Here is a 17039-nt window from a genome sequence, read left to right as displayed (position 1 = left end):
CCGGCCCTGCGCGCTACCCTTCGCGTCGACGGCATCGTCCGGCTCTGCATGGAACGCGGCATCGGCCGCTTCGATCGCCGTCCCGGACCGAAACGGGCATGTGGGCGTGAAATTTGCAGCACGGACGTCGCACCGGCGCATCCGCGGAGTGTTACGTCCTTGCCGATCCTGTCCGTCCGGCACCTCACCGTGTACCGCTACCGCCGCCCGGTCTCCTTCGGCGAGCACCGGATCATGTTCCGCCCGCGGGACAGCTACGATCAGCGCCTGATCGAGGCGACCCTCGACATCGACCCGCTGCCGGCCAGCGTGCGCTGGATGTTCGACGTGTTCGGCAACTGCGTCGCGATCGCGAGCTTCGACACGCGCAGCGACACCCTGCGCTTCACCTGCGGCATCACCCTCGACCATACGCCCGAGCACGCTCCGGTCTTCCCGCTGGCGCCGCACGCGACCCACTACCCGTTTGGCTACGGCGTCGAGGACATGCCCGACCTGTCGCGCTCGATCGAGCGGCAATGGCCCGACACGCACCACGTGGTCGACGCCTGGGCGCGCAGCTTCATCCCGGCCGACGGCCGCATCCCGACGCAGGACCTGCTCGCCGACATGACCCGCGGCATCCGCCGCAACTTCACCTACCTCGCCCGCAGCGAGAAGGGCGTGCAGGACCCGGTGACGACGCTCCGCCTGAAGCGCGGATCGTGCCGCGACTTCGCGGTGCTGATGATGGAGGGCGTCCGCTCCCTCGGCATGGCGGCGCGCTTCGTCTCCGGCTACCTCTACAATCCGCGCAACGACCGCGACCGCCACGTCGGCGGCGGCTCGACCCATGCCTGGGTCGGCGTCTATCTTCCGGGGGCCGGCTGGATCGAGTTCGACCCGACCAACGGCATCGTCGGCAATCGCGACCTGATCCGCGTCGCCATCGCCCGCGACCCGCGGCAGGCGGTGCCGTTGCACGGGTCGTATTTCGGTCTGGCGAGCGACGACCTCGGCATGCGCGTCGACGTCGCCGTGACCGAGAAGCCGGCGCTGGAGCTCGCCCCCGCGCAATAGGGGTACCGACACGCCGGTGCGGGCATCATGAACGTATGCTTCGTTGAGGAAGGTTGGCAGGTGGCGCGATGAAGATCAGGACCGGTTTCGATATCGCCTTCGATTCGGCGCAGCCGATGCCGATGATCCTGATGCTCAGCGTCCACCCGTCGCGGCTGCCGGACCTGCTGTCGCCGCAGGCGATCGCCTTCGATCCGCCGATCCCCTGCCACCAGTATGAGGACGGCTTCGGCAACATCTGCCATCGCATCGTCGCGCCGCCCGGGCTGCTGACGATCTCGGCCGACTTCACGGTGCAGGATTCCGGGCAGCCCGACGCGTTCGTGCCGGATGCGCGGCAGATCCCGGTGCAGGACCTGCCCGACGAGGTCCTCGTCTACCTGCTGGGCTCGCGCTACTGCGACACCGACAAGCTTTCGCAGACCGCGTGGTCGTTGTTCGGCAGCACGCCGGAAGGTTGGGCGCGCGTCCAGGCGATCGTCGACTACACCCACGAGCGCATCCGCTTCGACTACATGCGCGCCGACGCCACCCGCAGCGCTCATGACGGCTTCATGCAGCGCGAGGGCGTGTGCCGCGACTTCGCGCACCTGGCCGTCACCTTCTGCCGCTGCATGAACATCCCGGCGCGTTACTGCACCGGCTATCTCGGCGACATCGGCGTTCCGAAGGATCCGGCGCCGATGGACTTCTCCGCCTGGTTCGAGGTCTACCTCGAAGGGCCGCAGGGCGGGTGCTGGTACACCTTCGACGCCCGCCACAACACGCCGCGCATCGGGCGGATCGTGATGGCGCGCGGGCGCGACGCCACCGACGTCGCGATCACCACCAACTTCGGCTACGCGCCCCTCGCCCGCTTCGACGTGCACACCGACGAGGTGGCGTGATCTCGCGCCCTCGATCGGCGCGACGACGTCTTCGCGGCTTACGTATTCCCACGCTCCTGAAATCTTCGCCGGCCCGTGGAACCCTCTGCCTATGCTCACGCTTGTAATAGCAAAGGTTACTGCACAGGTAGGCCACATCATGAAGACCTCAGCCACCGCTCTCGCCGCCCTCCTCGGATTCTCGATTGTTGCCAGCGTGCCGGCCATGGCCGCCTCGACCTACGATCCCTTCGGCACCGATGCCGGATACGAGGAAGATCAGTCCTACGGTTACCAGGGTACGCAGAGCCGTGACTATTACGGCCAGCGTCCCGTCTACGAGCCGGGCTACGGCCAGGGCGTGCAGGCCGCGCCGCAGGCGCAGGTCCAGCCGATCCAGCGCGAGATCGTGGCGTTCAACGGCAACTATGCTCCGGGCACGGTCGTCGTCTCGACCGCCGAGCGTCGCCTGTACTTCGTGATGCCCAACGGCGAGGCGATCCGCTACGGCGTCGGCGTCGGCCGTCCCGGCTTCACCTGGTCGGGCACCAAGACCGTGACCGCCAAGAAGGAGTGGCCGTCGTGGACGCCCCCGGCCGCGATGATCGCCCGCCGCCCCGACCTGCCGCGCTACATGGCCGGCGGCATCGAGAACCCGCTCGGCGCCCGCGCCATGTACATCGGCAACACCGAATACCGCATCCACGGCTCGAACGAGCCGGACACGATCGGCCAGGCCGTGTCGTCGGGTTGCATCCGGATGACCAACGACGACGTCACCGACCTCTACGAGCGCGTGAAGGTTGGCGCCAAGGTCGTGGTCCTGAACTGATCCGACAGCGCACCTGTCTGCGAAATCATGAGGGCCGCGTCATCCGAGAGGGTGGCGCGGCCCGTCTCGTCTGAACACCTCGGCGCCGCTTCGCTCGGCTCCGCGGGCTCGAGCCCCGCGCCGGCGATCCGCGCAGCCGTCGATACGGAGACGCGGGAGGCGTCGGGCGCGCATTCGAGGCCTCGACCTCGCGGTGCGAAGGCGGTCGCGCGTCAGGGAACGACGCGGCCGACCGCCGTCTGCGGCTGGCTGAACGAGGCGATCGGCATGTCGCAGAAGCAGCGCGCGCCCAGCGGCCGCGGGCCCGGAAGCGGGCAGGAATAGGGTTGCGGGCCGGTCAGGCCCTGCTGGACCGCATCGCAGTTCAGGCCGACCGGGCGGGCCGGGGCCGGCCGCTCGCGCCGCCGCGGGTAGGTCGGGCGCTCGTCGTAGGCCGGGCGCTCGTCGTACCCGCGGGGCGGCGCGTCGTAATACTGGGCGTCGGCGGCCTGCAAGGCCAAGGTCGTGAGCAGGGCGGCGAGGCCGAGGCGTGTGATCTGTCGCATGGCATCCCTATCGGCGGAACGTAGGAACCCTGTTCGGGCCGATGCAGGCATGCTCGCGGAAACCCGGCGAAAACGAGACGGCCCGCCCCCGACGATCGGAGGCGGGCCGGTGAGCGATTGCCCGTGGCCCGCCCCCCGAAGGGGCGGGCATGGTTTGCAGGGCTCAGTGCGTCGCCTTGTTGGCGGCGTCCTGCGCATCGTGCGCCGCCTGCTTGGCGGCATCCGTTCCCTGCTCCATCGCCTTGCGGGCGTTGTCGGCACCTTCCTGCATCACGGACTTCGCGCGCTCGGCACCCTGCTGCATCGCGCTCTGGGCGAGACCGCCGAAATCCTTGGCCTGCGCCTGGATCGCGGCGAACTGGCTGCGCACGAACTCGGCCTGATGCTGCATCGCCTCCTGCACGTCCTTCGAGCGGACGAGCTTCTGGGCGAGGTCGAAGGCGGCGTTGACGTTCTGCTCGGCATACTCGAAGCCGCGGGCGGACACGTCCTTCACGCTGGTCCGGGTCGCCTCGGTGGACCCGGTCACGGTCTCCGCGGTGCGGCGTGCGGCGCCGATGAAGCTGTCGAAGGCCTTGCGGGCCTGGTCGACGCTCTTTTCGGCGAAATCGCGCATCTCGGTCGGGACTTCGTAGGTCGGGGGGGTGCTCATCGCTCGTCTCCTCTCACGTTGCCGGTTGATGCATCATTGTGCGCTGCACAATAACACAGGTATCATCGTACGCCACCCGGCGAGGCAGCATTAACGTTGATGCGAGGTAAACGTGTGACGGGCGCGAGAAAGGTCCAGCACCCTTCGGCGCTCCGCCTACAATAAGCACGGTACAATCATATTTCCGTAACCGAACGGGCCGGGACGCGGCCGATGGGGACACTTCGTTGAACGTTGGCGACAGCACGCGTGCAGGCCTCACGGCCGCTCTGGAGGCCTGGGCGGGCGATCCCGTCCTCGCCGCGACGCTGGCTGATTCGGCGCGGGCCTACCTCGTCCTCGACGCGGCCGCGACGGCGATCCTGCACGCCTCCGCCGCGGCCGTCCCGTTCCGCGACGCGGTCTCGGACGAAGCCGGGACGCTGAACCCGGCCCTCGCCGGCCACATCCGTGCCGTCGGCGGCACCGAGCGGCCGCGGCTGGTGCGCCTGCGCCTCGATCCGCGGCGGATCGCGCCGCCGACCGCCTGCCTGATCGCCGGCGGCACGATCGACGGCGCCCCCGCCCTACTCCTGATCGCGGTCGGTCCCCTCCCCGCCTTCCGCCCGCGCCCGGTTCCGCCCGCGACCACGGATCGGCCGGACGATCACGTCATGCCGGCCGCTCCGGTCGCGGCCGCGGCGCCGATCGCGCGCGATCCGGGCGACGCGGTCGTGCCCATGGCCGGCGATCGCTTCGTCTGGCGGAGCGATGCCGCGGACCGCCTCGCGACGATCTCCGGGGCATCGTTCGGGCCGCTCGCGCCGCGCCTCGTCGGGCACAGCTGGGCCGACCTCGCCGGGGCCGGCCGCTTGCGCGATGCAGACGCGTTCCTCGCCGCGGTCGGATCCCGGCGCACGTTTCGGGCGCTGCCGGCCGTGCTGGACGCCGGCCCGATCGGTGCGCTCGTCCTCGACCTGTCCGGCGCCTGCCTCGGCCGCAGCGGCGACACGTTCTCGGGATTGGGCGGGTACGGCGTGGTGCGCGCGGTGATTGCACCGTCGGCAGCCTTGGAACCCCCGACCGATGCGGCGCAAGCCGGTCCGGATCCGGTCGTCCCCGTTCCCGATCCCCAGCTGCCCCACGCCGTCTCCCCGCCCGACGCGGAGGCGGGCGGCCCGGGCTCCGAGGGAGCCGATCGCACGCTGCCCGACATCCGCAAGGCCGCGTGGCCGCCGGCGACGATCACCGCCGCCCGCTTCGGCAGCCATTGGGCCGGCGATCCATTCGCGCGCGATCCCTGGTCCGGTGCCCGTGGCCCGGCGCCGGTGCCAGATATCGACGCCGCCCCTGCGCCGATCGCGGTCCTGCCGGACTCCGAGCCGGCGCCCGTCGAGCAGAGCCCGCCCAGCGAAAGCCCGGTCGCGGTGCAGGAGGGCGCCGACGCCGCCCTGTCGGTGACCGAGCACGCGGCCTTCCGCGAGATCGCCCGCGCGCTCGGTGCCCGCTACGCCGGCGACGACGAGATCCGGGACCCGGCCGACGCCGCGGATGCGCGCGGCGCGGGCGGAGCGGTGATGCCGTTCCCGACGCCCAGGGTCGCGGAGCCCGAGACGCCGGTGCAGCCGGACGACGTCGCTCCGCCCCTGGACGACCTCCCCCTTTCGATGCTGATCCACCGCGGCGACGCGGTGCTGGCGGCCAACCGCCGCCTCCTCGACCTCACCGGATACGCCGACCTCGCGAGCCTTCAGGCCGCGGGCCTCCATCGCCTGTTCCCCGGGCTTGCCCCGGCCGACCGCGTCGCCGGTACCGGCGCCTCCGCCGGCCCGCGCATCGTCGAGACCGCGCAGGGCGGCAGCCGTCCGGTCGCCATCGAGCGCGGGCCGACGACCTGGAGAGGAGAGCCGGCGACCTGCATGATCCTGCGCGTGGTCGACGAGGCCGATCCGGCCCGCGAGCGGGCGGCCGAACGCCTCGCCCAGTCGTTTCGCGACGGCCACGCCGCGGACGCGCGTGCGACCCTCGACGCCCTCGACGACGGCGTCGTCACCCTCGACCCGGCCTCCCGCATCGTCGCGATGAACCGGGCCGCCGCCGGCCTGTTCGGATGCGATCCCCGCGAGGTGGTCGGCACCGGCTTCGACACCCTGTTCGAGGCCGCGCAGCGCGACGCGGTGCGTGCCGGCATCGCCGGGCTCGGCACCGAGACGCGCATCGCCGCCGCCGGTGGCCGTCTGCTGACGCTGCGCGTGTCCGGCCGGGACGGGGCCCGCGTCGCCCTGCTGCGGCCTGCGCCCGACGATGCCGCGCGGGCGCGGCCGGACTTCGATCGCGCGGCCTTCCTCAATCGCCTCGATCGCGAGATCCGCACGCCGGTCGAGGGGATCGTCGGCCTCGCCGACGGCATCCTCGTGGAGCCGCACGGGCCGGTCGACGAACGCTACCGCACGACGCTGCGCGCGATCCGAGCGGCGGGCGACCACGTGCGCGGCCTCGTCTCCGACCTGATCGACATCGCCACCATCGAATCCGGCGGCCTCGCGCTGTCCGTCCGGCCGCTGCCCCTGAACGAGCTGGTCTCCGGCTGCGTCGAGCTGCTGCAGCCCGAGGCGGCGCGCGGGCGCATCGTCCTGCGCACCAGCTTCTCACCGGATCTCGCACCGCTGGAGGGGGACGAGCCTTCCCTGCGGCAGGCGGCGCTGACGGTGATCGGCGAGGCGATCCGCGCGACGGCGGCCGGCGGCCAGGTGATCGTCTCGACGACGCCGGGCGAGCGCGGCGGCATCGCGCTGAAGGTGCGCGGCACCGGCCCGGGCGCACGCTCCGCCGAGCCCGAGGACGGGCACGACTCCCGCAGCGGCAGCGAGTCGCACGTCGCCGGGCTCGGATTGCCGCTGACCAAGGCCCTGGTCGAGGCCAATCACGGTTCGCTGCGCATCTCGACCCGGGGCAACGACGGCACCCTGGTGGAGATTCTTCTCCCAGGAACGGAATTCCGGACGGGGTGAGTGGCACGCCGAGACAATCCCCGGCCTTTGTCAGAGGACCGGTTCGAAATTCGTCGTCACCGTTAGACTCTTCAAGCGGGGCCGTGCAGACCATCCCACCGAGGGACGACGACGGGACTTAGGGTCGGGCTCGAACGGGCCCCGACCTTGGGGCAGGAAAACCGGCTTGACAGCCCTCTCCGGGCGCCCCTAGCAGGAATTGTGTCGCCTTCGGCCGGATGCGGGTCGGGCGGGGGGCGGCGATTGGTGTTACGACGACGACGACGATAATCTTTGGAAGCCCCGGCTGCGCGGACAACTGCGATACGATCGGGCACCAATCAGGGAGACGCGAGATGGACGGGAAGGTCGTCGAGGTTCGGGACACATGGCGCGAGGGCGCCCATGTGGACGACGCCAAGTATCGCGAGATGTACGCCGCCTCGGTTGCCGACCCGAACGCGTTCTGGGGCGAGCACGGCAAGCGCATCGACTGGATGACGCCGTTCTCCAAGGTCAAGAACGCCAGCTTCGAGCCGGGCCAGGTCTCGATCAAGTGGTTCGAGGACGGCAAGACCAACGTCGCCTACAATTGCGTCGACCGGCACCTCGAGACCCGCGGCGACGAGACCGCGATCATCTGGGAAGGCGACGACCCGAACGAGTCGAAGCACATCACCTACCGCGAGCTGCATGCGCAGGTCTGCCGGATGGCGAACGTGCTGCGCAACCGCGGCGTCGAGAAGGGTGATCGCGTCACGATCTACATGCCGATGATCCCCGAGGCCGCCTACGCCATGCTGGCCTGCGCGCGCCTCGGCGCCGTGCACTCCATCGTCTTCGGCGGCTTCTCGCCCGATTCGCTGGCCTCGCGCATCGAGGGCTGCGCCTCGAAGATCGTGATCACCGCGGACGAGGGCCTGCGCGGCGGGCGCAAGGTGCCGCTGAAGGCGAACGTCGACGCGGCGATCGCGCGCCTCGGCAAGGACGTCGTCGACCACGTCGTCGTGGTGCGCCGCACCGGCAGCGACGTGGCGATGGAGCCGGGCCGCGACGTGTACTACCACGAGGCCGCCGAGCAGGTGACCGACGAGTGCCCGGCCGAGGCCGTGGAGGCCGAGCACCCGCTCTTCATCCTCTACACCTCGGGCTCGACCGGCCAGCCCAAGGGCGTGGTCCACACCACCGGCGGTTACCTCGTCTACGCGTCGATGACGCACCAGTACGTCTTCGATTACCGCGAGGGCGAGGTGTACTGGTGCACCGCCGACGTCGGCTGGGTCACCGGCCACAGCTACATCGTCTACGGGCCGCTCGCCAACGGCGCGACGACGCTGATGTTCGAGGGCATCCCGACCTACCCGTCGAATTCCCGGTTCTGGGACGTGGTCGACAAGCACAAGGTCAACATCTTCTACACCGCCCCGACCGCGATCCGCTCGCTGATGGGCGGCGGCGAAGGGCCGGTGAAGAAGACCTCGCGGGCCAGCCTGCGCGTGCTCGGGTCGGTCGGCGAGCCGATCAACCCGGAGGCCTGGGACTGGTACTACAAGGTCGTCGGCGACTCGCGCTGCGCCATCGTCGACACCTGGTGGCAGACCGAGACCGGCGGCATCCTGATCACCCCGCTGCCCGGCGCGACCCGGCTGAAGCCCGGCTCGGCCACGCGCCCGTTCTTCGGCGTGCAGCCGGCGATGGTCGATGCCGAGGGCAAGGTCCTGGACGGGCCGTGCGAGGGCAACCTCTGCATCACCGAGTCCTGGCCCGGCCAGATGCGCACCGTCTACGGCGACCACGAGCGCTTCGAGCAGACCTACTTCTCGACCTATCCGGGCAAGTACTTCACCGGCGACGGCGCCCGCCGCGACGCGGACGGCTATTATTGGATCACCGGCCGGGTCGACGACGTGATCAACGTCTCGGGTCACCGCATGGGCACCGCCGAGGTCGAGTCCTCGCTGGTCGCCCATGCGAAGGTCGCCGAGGCGGCGGTCGTCGGCTACCCGCACAACCTCAAGGGCCAGGGCATCTACGCCTACGTCACCCTCAACGAGGGCGAGGAGGGCGACGACGCGCTGCGCAAGGAGCTCGTGACCTGGGTCCGCAAGGACATCGGGCCGATCGCCTCGCCGGACCTGATCCAGTTCGCTCCCGGCCTGCCCAAGACCCGCTCGGGCAAGATCATGCGCCGCATCCTGCGCAAGATCGCCGAGGACGACTTCTCCTCGCTCGGCGACACCTCGACGCTCGCCGAGCCCGCGGTGGTCGACGACCTGATCGAGAATCGACAGAACCGCGCCGTCTAGGGCCGGTCTGCGACGACGGGCGGGCCTCGACCCGCTCACCGAGGCGGATGCCCCAGGGCGTCCGCCTCCAACATGCAAAAAATGCAGTCACGTCGACCGGAAGGCGGGCCCGATCGCGGGTACCCCTTCATCGGAGGGAGCACACATGTCCATCACCACAAGCGGCCTCGACGGCCGCCCCGCCCCAGCGGTGCCGCGGCCCGGCAGCACCGCGTCCGGACCCGCCTACGACGAAGTCGCGAAGAGCCCGATCTTCCGCCAGCTCGTCCAAGAGCGCACGAGCTTCGGCTGGATCCTCACCGGCCTGATGCTGCTCGTCTATTTCGGCTTCATCGGCCTGATCGCCTTCGACAAGAGCCTGCTCGCGGTGAAGCTCGGCAGCGGCACCGCGTCGGTCGGCCTTCTCATGGGGGTCGTCGTGATCCTCTTCGCCTTCCTCCTCACCGGCCTCTACGTCATGCGCGCCAACACCCGCTACGACGCCCTGGCCGCCGAACTCAAGCGGAGCCTCGGACGATGATCCGCACCCTGTCATTCCTGGGAGCCGCCCTGCTGTCCGGCCCCGCGCTCGCGGCCGGCCCCGACATGGGCGCCGTGCAGCAGCAAGCGACGAACTGGCCGGCCATCGGCATGTTCCTGTTCTTCGTGCTGTTCACGCTGGGCATCACCTACAAGGCGGCCAAGGGCACCAAGTCCGCGGCCGACTTCTACGCCGCGGGCGGCGGCATCTCAGCCGGCACGAACTCGCTGGCGATCGCCGGCGATTACATGTCGGCGGCCTCGTTCCTCGGGATCTCCGGCCTCGTCTACACCTCGGGCTTCGACGGGCTGATCTACTCCACCGGCTTCCTCGTCGGCTGGCCGATCGTGCTGTTCCTGATCGCCGAGCGCCTGCGCAACCTCGGCAAGTTCACCTTCGCCGACGTGGCGAGCTTCCGCCTCGACCAGACCTCGATCCGCATCATCTCCGCGACCGGAACGCTGGTCGTGGTAGCGTTCTACCTGATCGCCCAGATGGTCGGCGCGGGGAAGCTGATCCAGCTCCTGTTCGGCCTGCCCTACCTCTACGCGGTGGTGATCGTCGGCGTGCTGATGATCGTCTACGTCGCCTTCGGCGGCATGAAGGCCACCACCTGGGTGCAGGTGATCAAGGCCTGCCTGCTGCTCGGCGGCGCCACCTTCATGGCCGGGGCCGTGCTGCTCAAGTACGGCTTCAACCCGGAGGCGCTGTTCGCCTCGGCCGTCGCCACGCATCCGAAGGGCGACGCGATCATGGCGCCCGGCGGCCTCGTGTCGAACCCGGTCGAGGCGATCTCGCTCGGCGTCGGCCTGATGTTCGGCACCGCCGGCCTGCCGCACATCCTGATGCGCTTCTTCACCGTCTCGGACGCCCAGGCCGCCCGCAAGTCGGTGTTCTACGCCACCGGCCTGATCGGCTACTTCTACATCCTCACCTTCATCATCGGCTTCGGCGGCATCGCCCTGCTGATGTCGGATCCGTCCTACTTCAAGCTCGGGCCGGCCGGCGCGTTCGACAAGCTGAAGGACATGCTCGGCGGGACCAACATGGTCGCCGTCAACCTCGCCAACGCGGTCGGCGGGCCGTACTTCCTCGGCTTCATCTCGGCGGTGGCGTTCGCGACCATCCTCGCGGTCGTCGCCGGGTTGACGCTGGCCGGTGCGTCCGCCGTCAGCCACGACCTCTACGCCCAGGTGATCGCCCGCGGGCGCACCACCGAGAAGCACGAGGTTAACCTCTCGAAGATCGCGGCGGTGGTGATCGGCATCGTGGCGATCTACCTCGGCTACGTGTTCGAGAACCAGAACGTGGCGTTCATGGTCGGCCTCGCCTTCTCGGTGGCGGCGAGCTGCAACTTCCCGGTCCTGGCCATGTCGATCCTGTGGCGCGGCACCACGACCTGGGGCGCGTTGCTCGGCGGCCTCGTCGGGCTGATCTCGGCGGTGACGATGGTGGTGCTCTCGAAGGCCGTGTGGGTCGCGACGCTCGGCCATGCGGCGGCGATCTTCCCCTACGACAACCCGGCGCTGTTCTCGATGCCGCTGGCGTTCGCGACGATCTGGATCGTCTCGACGCTCGACAAGTCGCGGCGGGCCGAGCGCGAGCGCGCCGCCTTCGAAGCGCAGTTCGTGCGCTCGGAGACCGGCATCGGTGCGGAGGGCGCCCACGCGCACTGACGCCCGCCACACCGGCGACGCCTTTCGAGGGGGCGCGGCATCCGCCGCGCCCCTTCTTCGTCGCGGCACGGCTCCGCGACAGGCCTGCTTCGCGCACGAGCCGAAGCAAACCTGTTACAACGTCTGCATTCCTTCCGTTCCGCCCGTCCGACCTGTTGGCAGAATCGAGGCCTCGGGTAACAATCGCGTGTTCGGTTCTTGCCGAACGGCCGGACGACGCGAGCGCGTCGTCCCAAGCCCGGTTCCGCGAAAGGAGCACCGGGACACGACGGATCGGGAGGAATTTCAAGATGGTTGCTGCAACCGCAGTCCCACGGCCGGGAGACGCGGCACGGCCGATGACCTCGGCCGAGAAGCGCGTGATCTTCGCGTCGTCCCTCGGCACCGTGTTCGAGTGGTACGACTTCTACCTCTACGGCTCGCTCGCCGCGATCATCGGGGCGCAGTTCTTCTCGGCCTACCCGCCGGCCACGCGCGACATCTTCGCGTTGCTCGCCTTCGCCGCCGGCTTCATCGTCCGCCCGTTCGGCGCCCTGGTGTTCGGCCGCGTCGGCGACCTCGTCGGCCGCAAGTACACCTTCCTCGTCACCATCCTGATCATGGGCCTGTCGACCTTCATCGTCGGCATCCTGCCCAACGCCGAGACCATCGGCATCGCGGCGCCGATCATCCTGATCGTGCTGCGCCTCGCGCAGGGCCTCGCGCTCGGCGGCGAGTACGGCGGTGCCGCGACCTACGTCGCCGAACACGCCCCGAACGGACGGCGCGGCTTCTACACGAGCTGGATCCAGACCACCGCGACGCTCGGCCTGTTCCTGTCGCTGCTGGTGATCCTGGCGACCCGCTCGTTCACCGGCGAGGAGGCGTTCAAGGCTTGGGGCTGGCGCATCCCGTTCCTGGTCTCGGTGCTGCTGCTCGGCATCTCGGTCTGGATCCGCCTGCAGCTCTCCGAGTCGCCGGCCTTCAAGAAGATGAAGGAGGAAGGCACCACCTCCAAGGCGCCGCTGACGGAGGCCTTCGGCCAGTGGAAGAACGCCAGAATCGCGCTCATCGCCCTGTTCGGCCTCGTCGCGGGCCAGGGCGTGGTCTGGTACACGGGCCAGTTCTACGCGCTGTTCTTCCTGCAATCGATCCTGAAGGTGGACGGCTACACCGCGAACCTGCTGATCGCCTGGTCGCTCCTGCTCGGGACCGGCTTCTTCGTGTTCTTCGGATGGCTCTCGGACAAGATCGGCCGCAAGCCGATCATCCTGGCCGGCTGCGCGATCGCCGCCGCGAGCTTCTTTCCGCTGTTCCACGGGCTCACCTCGGTGGCGAACCCGGCGCTTGAGCGGGCGATCGACCAGGTGAAGGTCACGGTGGTGGCCGACCCGAAGGAGTGCGGGAACCTGTTCAACCCGGTGGGCACCCGCGTGTTCTCGGCGCCGTGCGACCTCGCCCGCGACTTCCTCTCGAAGTCGTCGGTGAAGTACGCCACCGAAGCCGGCCCCGCCGGCCAGCCGACCGTGGTCAAGGTCAACGACACCGCCGTGCCGTTCCCCGCCGGCAGCCCGGCCGCGGACTTCAACAAGGCCGCCACCGCGGCCCTGCAGGCGGCGGGCTACCCGAAGGCGAACGACGCCGGCATCGTGAAGATGTCGAATCCGTTCGACATCTTCCGGCCGCAGGTGGCGAGCGTGATCGGGCTGCTGTTCGTCCTCGTCCTGTTCGTGACGATGGTCTACGGGCCGATCGCGGCGATGCTGGTCGAGCTGTTCCCGACCCAGATCCGCTACACCTCGATGTCCCTGCCCTACCACATCGGCAACGGCTGGTTCGGCGGCCTGCTCCCGGCCACCGCCTTTGCGATGGTCGCCCAGACCGGCGATATCTATTACGGCCTCTGGTACCCGATCGTCATCGCCGTCGCGACGGTGATCATCGGCCTGTTCCTGGTGCCCGAGACCAAGGACCGCGACATCTACGCCGACGCGGACGCCCCGGCCCCGCGCCGCTGAGCGACGAGATCGTCGCCGCGCACGGATCGGCACGACAACGAGAAGGCCCTGCCGGTCGGCGGGGCCTTCCCTCATTCGAGGGGGCTGCGACGCCGCTCAGTGCCGGAAGTGGCGCACCCCCGTGAACACCATCGCCAGCCCGGCCGCGTCGGCGGCGCGGATCACGTCGTCGTCCCGCATCGAGCCGCCGGGCTGGATCACGGCGGTGGCGCCGGCCTCGGCCGCCGCCATCAGGCCGTCGGCGAAGGGGAAGAACGCGTCGGAGGCCACCACCGCGCCGACCGCGAGGCTGTCCGGGAGGCCGAGGCGCTGGGCACCCTCGGCGGCCTTCCAGGCGGCGATGCGCGAGGAGTCGACCCGCGACATCTGCCCGGCGCCGATGCCGACGGTGGCGCCGCCCTTGGCGTAGACGATGGCGTTCGACTTCACGTGCTTGGCGACCCGGTAGGCGAAGCGCAGGTCGGCGAGCTCGGCTTCCGTCGGCGCGCGCCGCGTGACCACATTCAGCGCCATGTCGTCGACGACCATGGCGTCGCGGCCCTGCACCAGCAGGCCTCCGGCGAGCGTGCGCACGGTCTCGCCCGCGGCTCGCGGATCCGGCAGGCCGCCGGCGAGCAGCAGGCGCAGGTTCTTCTTGGCGGCGACGATCGCGATCGCCTCCTCCGACGCCTCGGGAGCGATGATGACCTCGGTGAAGATCTTGACGATCTCGCGGGCGGCATCCGCGTCGAGGAGCCGGTTGAGGGCGACGATGCCGCCGAAGGCCGAGGTCGGGTCGCAGGCGAGCGCACGGGCATAGGCCTCGGTCAGGCTCGCGCCCTCGGCGACGCCGCAGGGATTGGCGTGCTTGATGATCGCCACCGCCGCCGCGCGGGCCGGATCGAACTCGGCGACGCACTCGTAGGCCGCGTCGGTGTCGTTGAGGTTGTTGTAGGACAGGTCCTTGCCCTGCACCTGCCGTGCGGTGGCGATCCCGGCCCGCGCGATCCCCGGCGCGCGGTAGAAGGCGGCCGCCTGGTGCGGGTTCTCGCCGTAGCGCAGGCCCTGCGCGAGCTGGCCGCCGAAGCTGCGGAACGGTGCCGTGCCGGCGGCTTCCACGTGGGCGGACATCCAGTTGGCGATCGCCGCATCGTAGGCCGCGGTGCGGGCATAGGCCTTCTGGGCGAGCTGCCGGCAGAAGGGCCGGGTGAGCGTGCCGCCGCCCTGCGCCAGCGCCTCCAGAACCGCGCCGTAGTCGGAGACGTCCGTCACCACCGCGACGTCGCCATGGTTCTTGGCCGCCGCGCGGATCATCGCCGGCCCGCCGATGTCGATGTTCTCGACGCAGTCGTCGTAGTCGCGTCCGGCCGCGATCGTCGCCTCGAACGGGTAGAGGTTGACCACCAGCAGGTCGATCGCGCCGATGCCGTGGGCGGCGAGCGCGGCCTGGTGCTCGGGGTTGTCGCGGATGGCGAGCAACCCGCCATGCACCGCCGGATGAAGCGTCTTCACCCGGCCGTCCATCATCTCGGGGAAGCCGGTGAGCTCGGCGACCTCGGTGACCGGCAGCCCGGCCTCGGTCAGCGCCTTGTGGGTTCCGCCGGTGGAGACCAGGGCGATGCCGCGCGCGCTCAGGGCGCGGGCGAAGTCGACGAGCCCCGCCTTGTCGGAGACGGAAAGGAGCGCGCGGGCAACCCGCACCTGATCATGCGACATCGTGGGTCTTGTCGTTTCGAGGGTGTTCCGGGCGCGGTAGCACGAATGGCCGCCGCCGGGCCAGAAGGCCGGTCAGGCCGCCGCGCTCGGCGTGCGTCCGGGTGCCGAGGCGAGGCGCTGGAACGTCCAGTCGACGCGCACGTCGTCGTGGACGGCCACGTGCAGCACGATCTGGTCGGTGCGGCGCGCGCCGGTGAGGCCGGCGAAGTAGACGCTCTCCTCCAGCCGGATCTCGGCGCCGGTGGCGTGGAAGGTCCAGACCTCGCCGAGCGGCGAGGACAGCTCGAGCCCGTCCTCCTGAAGGCGCACCGCGATCGCCGGGTGCAGGTGGAAGCGGATCGCCACGTCCTGCGTCCGCGGCCGGCCCTTCCTCGCGGACGCGTGCAGGAACGCGTCCTGCCCGTCGAGCCGCCCCTCGGCGCCGGCGAGCTGCCAGCGTCGCTCGTGGACGATGCCGTGGTCGCGGGCGTAGCCGTCGTGCCGGGCGGCGAGCACGGTGGAGGCGCCCTCGTCGCTGCGCTCGGCCTTCACCGCCGCCGGCCCGCGCAGGACCACGGGGCCGACGCGGCGTTCGAGCCACCGCGCCGCGACGCGTTCGCCCCACCACCCGCCGGACCCGAGGAAGCGGCAGGACGATGCGTCGGCGACGCAGGCGGTGGAGTGGGCGGCCGTGGTGCGGGCGAGCCGGCGCAGCTCCGGGCCGCTCGCGGGCAGGCCGCAATTGATCACGATCCGCTGCGGCCCGCTCGACATCTCGAACGACAGGCAGCCGGCCCCGGCATTGAGCGAGTACGGCAGCGGCGGCGGGGCGCCGACGTCGGCGATGACGACGATGCGGCCGCCTTCCAGCCGCTCGTAGCCGGAATTCGGCGCGTGCATCATCGGCTGCGCCAGGGCGCCGTCGTAGATCAGCAGCGTCGCGAGGTGATCGGCGGCCGTCGCGCCCATGCCGTTGAAATGGCTCAGCGAGGCGTCGGCGTGGCGCAGCAGGCGCAGCAGCGGCAGCATCCGGTCGATGGCGCGCAGCAGGGCCTCGGGCGGCTCGACGCTACGGCTGAGATAGCTCTGGCGCAGGGGCAGCAGGTCGAGGAGCAGCTCCATCGCGAAGCGCGGATCGCGCGAGCGGTGGCCGCCATCCGGCATGATCTGGCGGTCGAGCTCGCGCGACAGCACGCGGGTGGCGCGCCGCAGGATCGGCTGGATACCCTCGCAGCACAGCCCGGCGAAGCAGAGCGCGACGGCCGCGTTCAGCCGCCATTGCGGCGGCACCCCGCGCCGCAGGTCGCGCTCGAGCTGCTGCGCCCCGCGGGCCAGCGCCCTGAGGAAGGTCTGGTAGAAGGCGTGGTCGGCCCCTTCCAGCACCAGCGGCGACTGGCTCAGGAACGAGATCAGCCGGCGGGCGGCCACCGGCGTCTGGCGCGCCAGCGTCGGGTCGCCGCGCCCGGCCACGAAATCGGCCACGAAGGCGCGGGCGTTGGCGCGGGCAAGCGCCGTATCGGCGGCGCGCAGGTGCCTGAGCCAGCCGAAGCCGTAGAGCACGTCGGCCCATTCCGGCGAGGGCGGCGTGTAGTCGAACGGCGAGCCGCCGCTCACCGCGAGCGAGCGCCCGGCGAAGACGAAGAGCCCGGCATAGATGTCGTCGGCGAAGGTGGCGTCGGAGGTGCGCAGGTCGTGCGGCGCGATCACGAGGCCGGTGACGCGGACGCGGGCGAGGATGTCCGGCGGCGCGGTGAAGCGGGCCGAGGCGGCGCGTGCGGTCCGGGCGACCTCGCGTCCGACCAGCCGATACAAGCGCCAGCGATCAGCCCCCCAACGCACGCGGTTCCCCTGAAGGCCGGTGCGCGGAGATCGGCGCCGGTCACTCTCACGATCAAGCTAGAGCGGGCGTCTTAACCATCGGTTTACGATCTGTCATTGCTGGA

General features: G+C 70.4%; 12 protein-coding genes. 8 read left to right on the top strand and 4 right to left on the bottom strand.

Annotated features, from left to right (window positions below):
• The first annotated feature begins 159 nt into the window (after positions 1-159).
• The 3 genes from MKK55_RS20610 (at position 160) to MKK55_RS20600 (ending at position 2757) form a co-directional block, all read left to right on the top strand.
• Positions 160-1059, top strand: coding sequence for a transglutaminase N-terminal domain-containing protein (locus MKK55_RS20610; protein WP_147726837.1), 900 nt, complete (start codon positions 160-162; stop codon positions 1057-1059).
• 68 nt (positions 1060-1127) lie between these two features.
• Positions 1128-1946, top strand: coding sequence for a transglutaminase-like domain-containing protein (locus MKK55_RS20605; RefSeq protein ID WP_147726835.1), 819 nt, complete (start codon positions 1128-1130; stop codon positions 1944-1946).
• A 139-nt stretch (positions 1947-2085) separates the two neighbouring features.
• Complete coding sequence (locus MKK55_RS20600) at positions 2086-2757, top strand: L,D-transpeptidase (RefSeq protein ID WP_243937404.1); 672 nt, start codon at positions 2086-2088, stop codon at positions 2755-2757.
• Positions 2758-2969: 212 nt separating this feature from the next.
• On the opposite strand, the gene MKK55_RS20595 is transcribed toward MKK55_RS20600, so the two are convergent.
• Together MKK55_RS20595 and MKK55_RS20590 are read right to left on the bottom strand one after the other, a co-directional pair.
• Positions 2970-3302, bottom strand: a complete 333-nt coding sequence (locus MKK55_RS20595; RefSeq protein ID WP_243934524.1) for a hypothetical protein — start codon at positions 3300-3302, stop codon at positions 2970-2972.
• A gap of 163 nt (positions 3303-3465) precedes the next feature.
• A complete protein-coding gene (locus tag MKK55_RS20590) occupies positions 3466-3954 on the bottom strand; it encodes a phasin (protein WP_147726829.1) in 489 nt (162 codons plus the stop codon).
• A gap of 227 nt (positions 3955-4181) precedes the next feature.
• Between MKK55_RS20590 and MKK55_RS20585 the strand changes: the two genes are divergently transcribed.
• The 5 genes from MKK55_RS20585 (at position 4182) to MKK55_RS20565 (ending at position 13422) form a co-directional block, all read left to right on the top strand.
• The gene (locus tag MKK55_RS20585) at positions 4182-6944 is read left to right on the top strand and encodes a PAS domain-containing protein (protein ID WP_243937402.1); all 2763 of its coding nucleotides are present in this window, start codon (positions 4182-4184) and stop codon (positions 6942-6944) included.
• 335 nt (positions 6945-7279) lie between these two features.
• Positions 7280-9229: an acetate--CoA ligase gene (acs, locus tag MKK55_RS20580; protein ID WP_243937400.1), complete on the top strand. Its 1950-nt coding sequence runs from the start codon at positions 7280-7282 to the stop codon at positions 9227-9229.
• A 145-nt stretch (positions 9230-9374) separates the two neighbouring features.
• Positions 9375-9749: a DUF485 domain-containing protein gene (locus tag MKK55_RS20575; RefSeq protein ID WP_147726407.1), complete on the top strand. Its 375-nt coding sequence runs from the start codon at positions 9375-9377 to the stop codon at positions 9747-9749.
• A complete protein-coding gene (locus MKK55_RS20570; RefSeq protein WP_243937398.1) occupies positions 9746-11425 on the top strand; it encodes a cation acetate symporter in 1680 nt (559 codons plus the stop codon). Before MKK55_RS20575 ends, MKK55_RS20570 begins: the two co-directional genes overlap by 4 nt.
• Positions 11426-11715: 290 nt before the next feature.
• Positions 11716-13422 carry an MFS transporter gene (locus MKK55_RS20565; RefSeq protein WP_243937396.1) on the top strand — a complete coding sequence of 569 codons (1707 nt, stop codon included), beginning with the start codon at positions 11716-11718 and terminating at the stop codon, positions 13420-13422.
• 96 nt (positions 13423-13518) lie between these two features.
• On the opposite strand, the gene purH is transcribed toward MKK55_RS20565, so the two are convergent.
• On the bottom strand, positions 13519-15117 hold the full coding sequence (purH, locus tag MKK55_RS20560) for a bifunctional phosphoribosylaminoimidazolecarboxamide formyltransferase/IMP cyclohydrolase (protein ID WP_243937394.1): 1599 nt from the start codon (positions 15115-15117) through the stop codon (positions 13519-13521).
• A 72-nt stretch (positions 15118-15189) separates the two neighbouring features.
• Positions 15190-16935 (bottom strand): heparinase II/III family protein, encoded by a 1746-nt coding sequence (locus tag MKK55_RS20555; RefSeq protein WP_243937392.1) that lies wholly within the window; start codon positions 16933-16935, stop codon positions 15190-15192.
• Positions 16936-17039 lie beyond the last annotated feature (104 nt).

It is taken from the genome of Methylobacterium sp. J-059 (assembly GCF_022829485.1).
GTDB lineage: Bacteria > Pseudomonadota > Alphaproteobacteria > Rhizobiales > Beijerinckiaceae > Methylobacterium.
This window is presented reverse-complemented; position numbering and strand designations above follow the sequence as displayed.

Coding starts and splice junctions, on each gene's coding strand:
- MKK55_RS20590 (WP_147726829.1), bottom strand. CDS start 3,954: ATGAGCACCCCCCCGACCTACGAAGTCCCGACCGAGATGCGCGATTTC.
- MKK55_RS20570 (WP_243937398.1), top strand. CDS start 9,746: ATGATCCGCACCCTGTCATTCCTGGGAGCCGCCCTGCTGTCCGGCCCC.
- MKK55_RS20595 (WP_243934524.1), bottom strand. CDS start 3,302: ATGCGACAGATCACACGCCTCGGCCTCGCCGCCCTGCTCACGACCTTG.
- acs (WP_243937400.1), top strand. CDS start 7,280: ATGGACGGGAAGGTCGTCGAGGTTCGGGACACATGGCGCGAGGGCGCC.
- MKK55_RS20600 (WP_243937404.1), top strand. CDS start 2,086: ATGAAGACCTCAGCCACCGCTCTCGCCGCCCTCCTCGGATTCTCGATT.
- MKK55_RS20565 (WP_243937396.1), top strand. CDS start 11,716: ATGGTTGCTGCAACCGCAGTCCCACGGCCGGGAGACGCGGCACGGCCG.
- MKK55_RS20575 (WP_147726407.1), top strand. CDS start 9,375: ATGTCCATCACCACAAGCGGCCTCGACGGCCGCCCCGCCCCAGCGGTG.
- MKK55_RS20605 (WP_147726835.1), top strand. CDS start 1,128: ATGAAGATCAGGACCGGTTTCGATATCGCCTTCGATTCGGCGCAGCCG.
- purH (WP_243937394.1), bottom strand. CDS start 15,117: ATGTCGCATGATCAGGTGCGGGTTGCCCGCGCGCTCCTTTCCGTCTCC.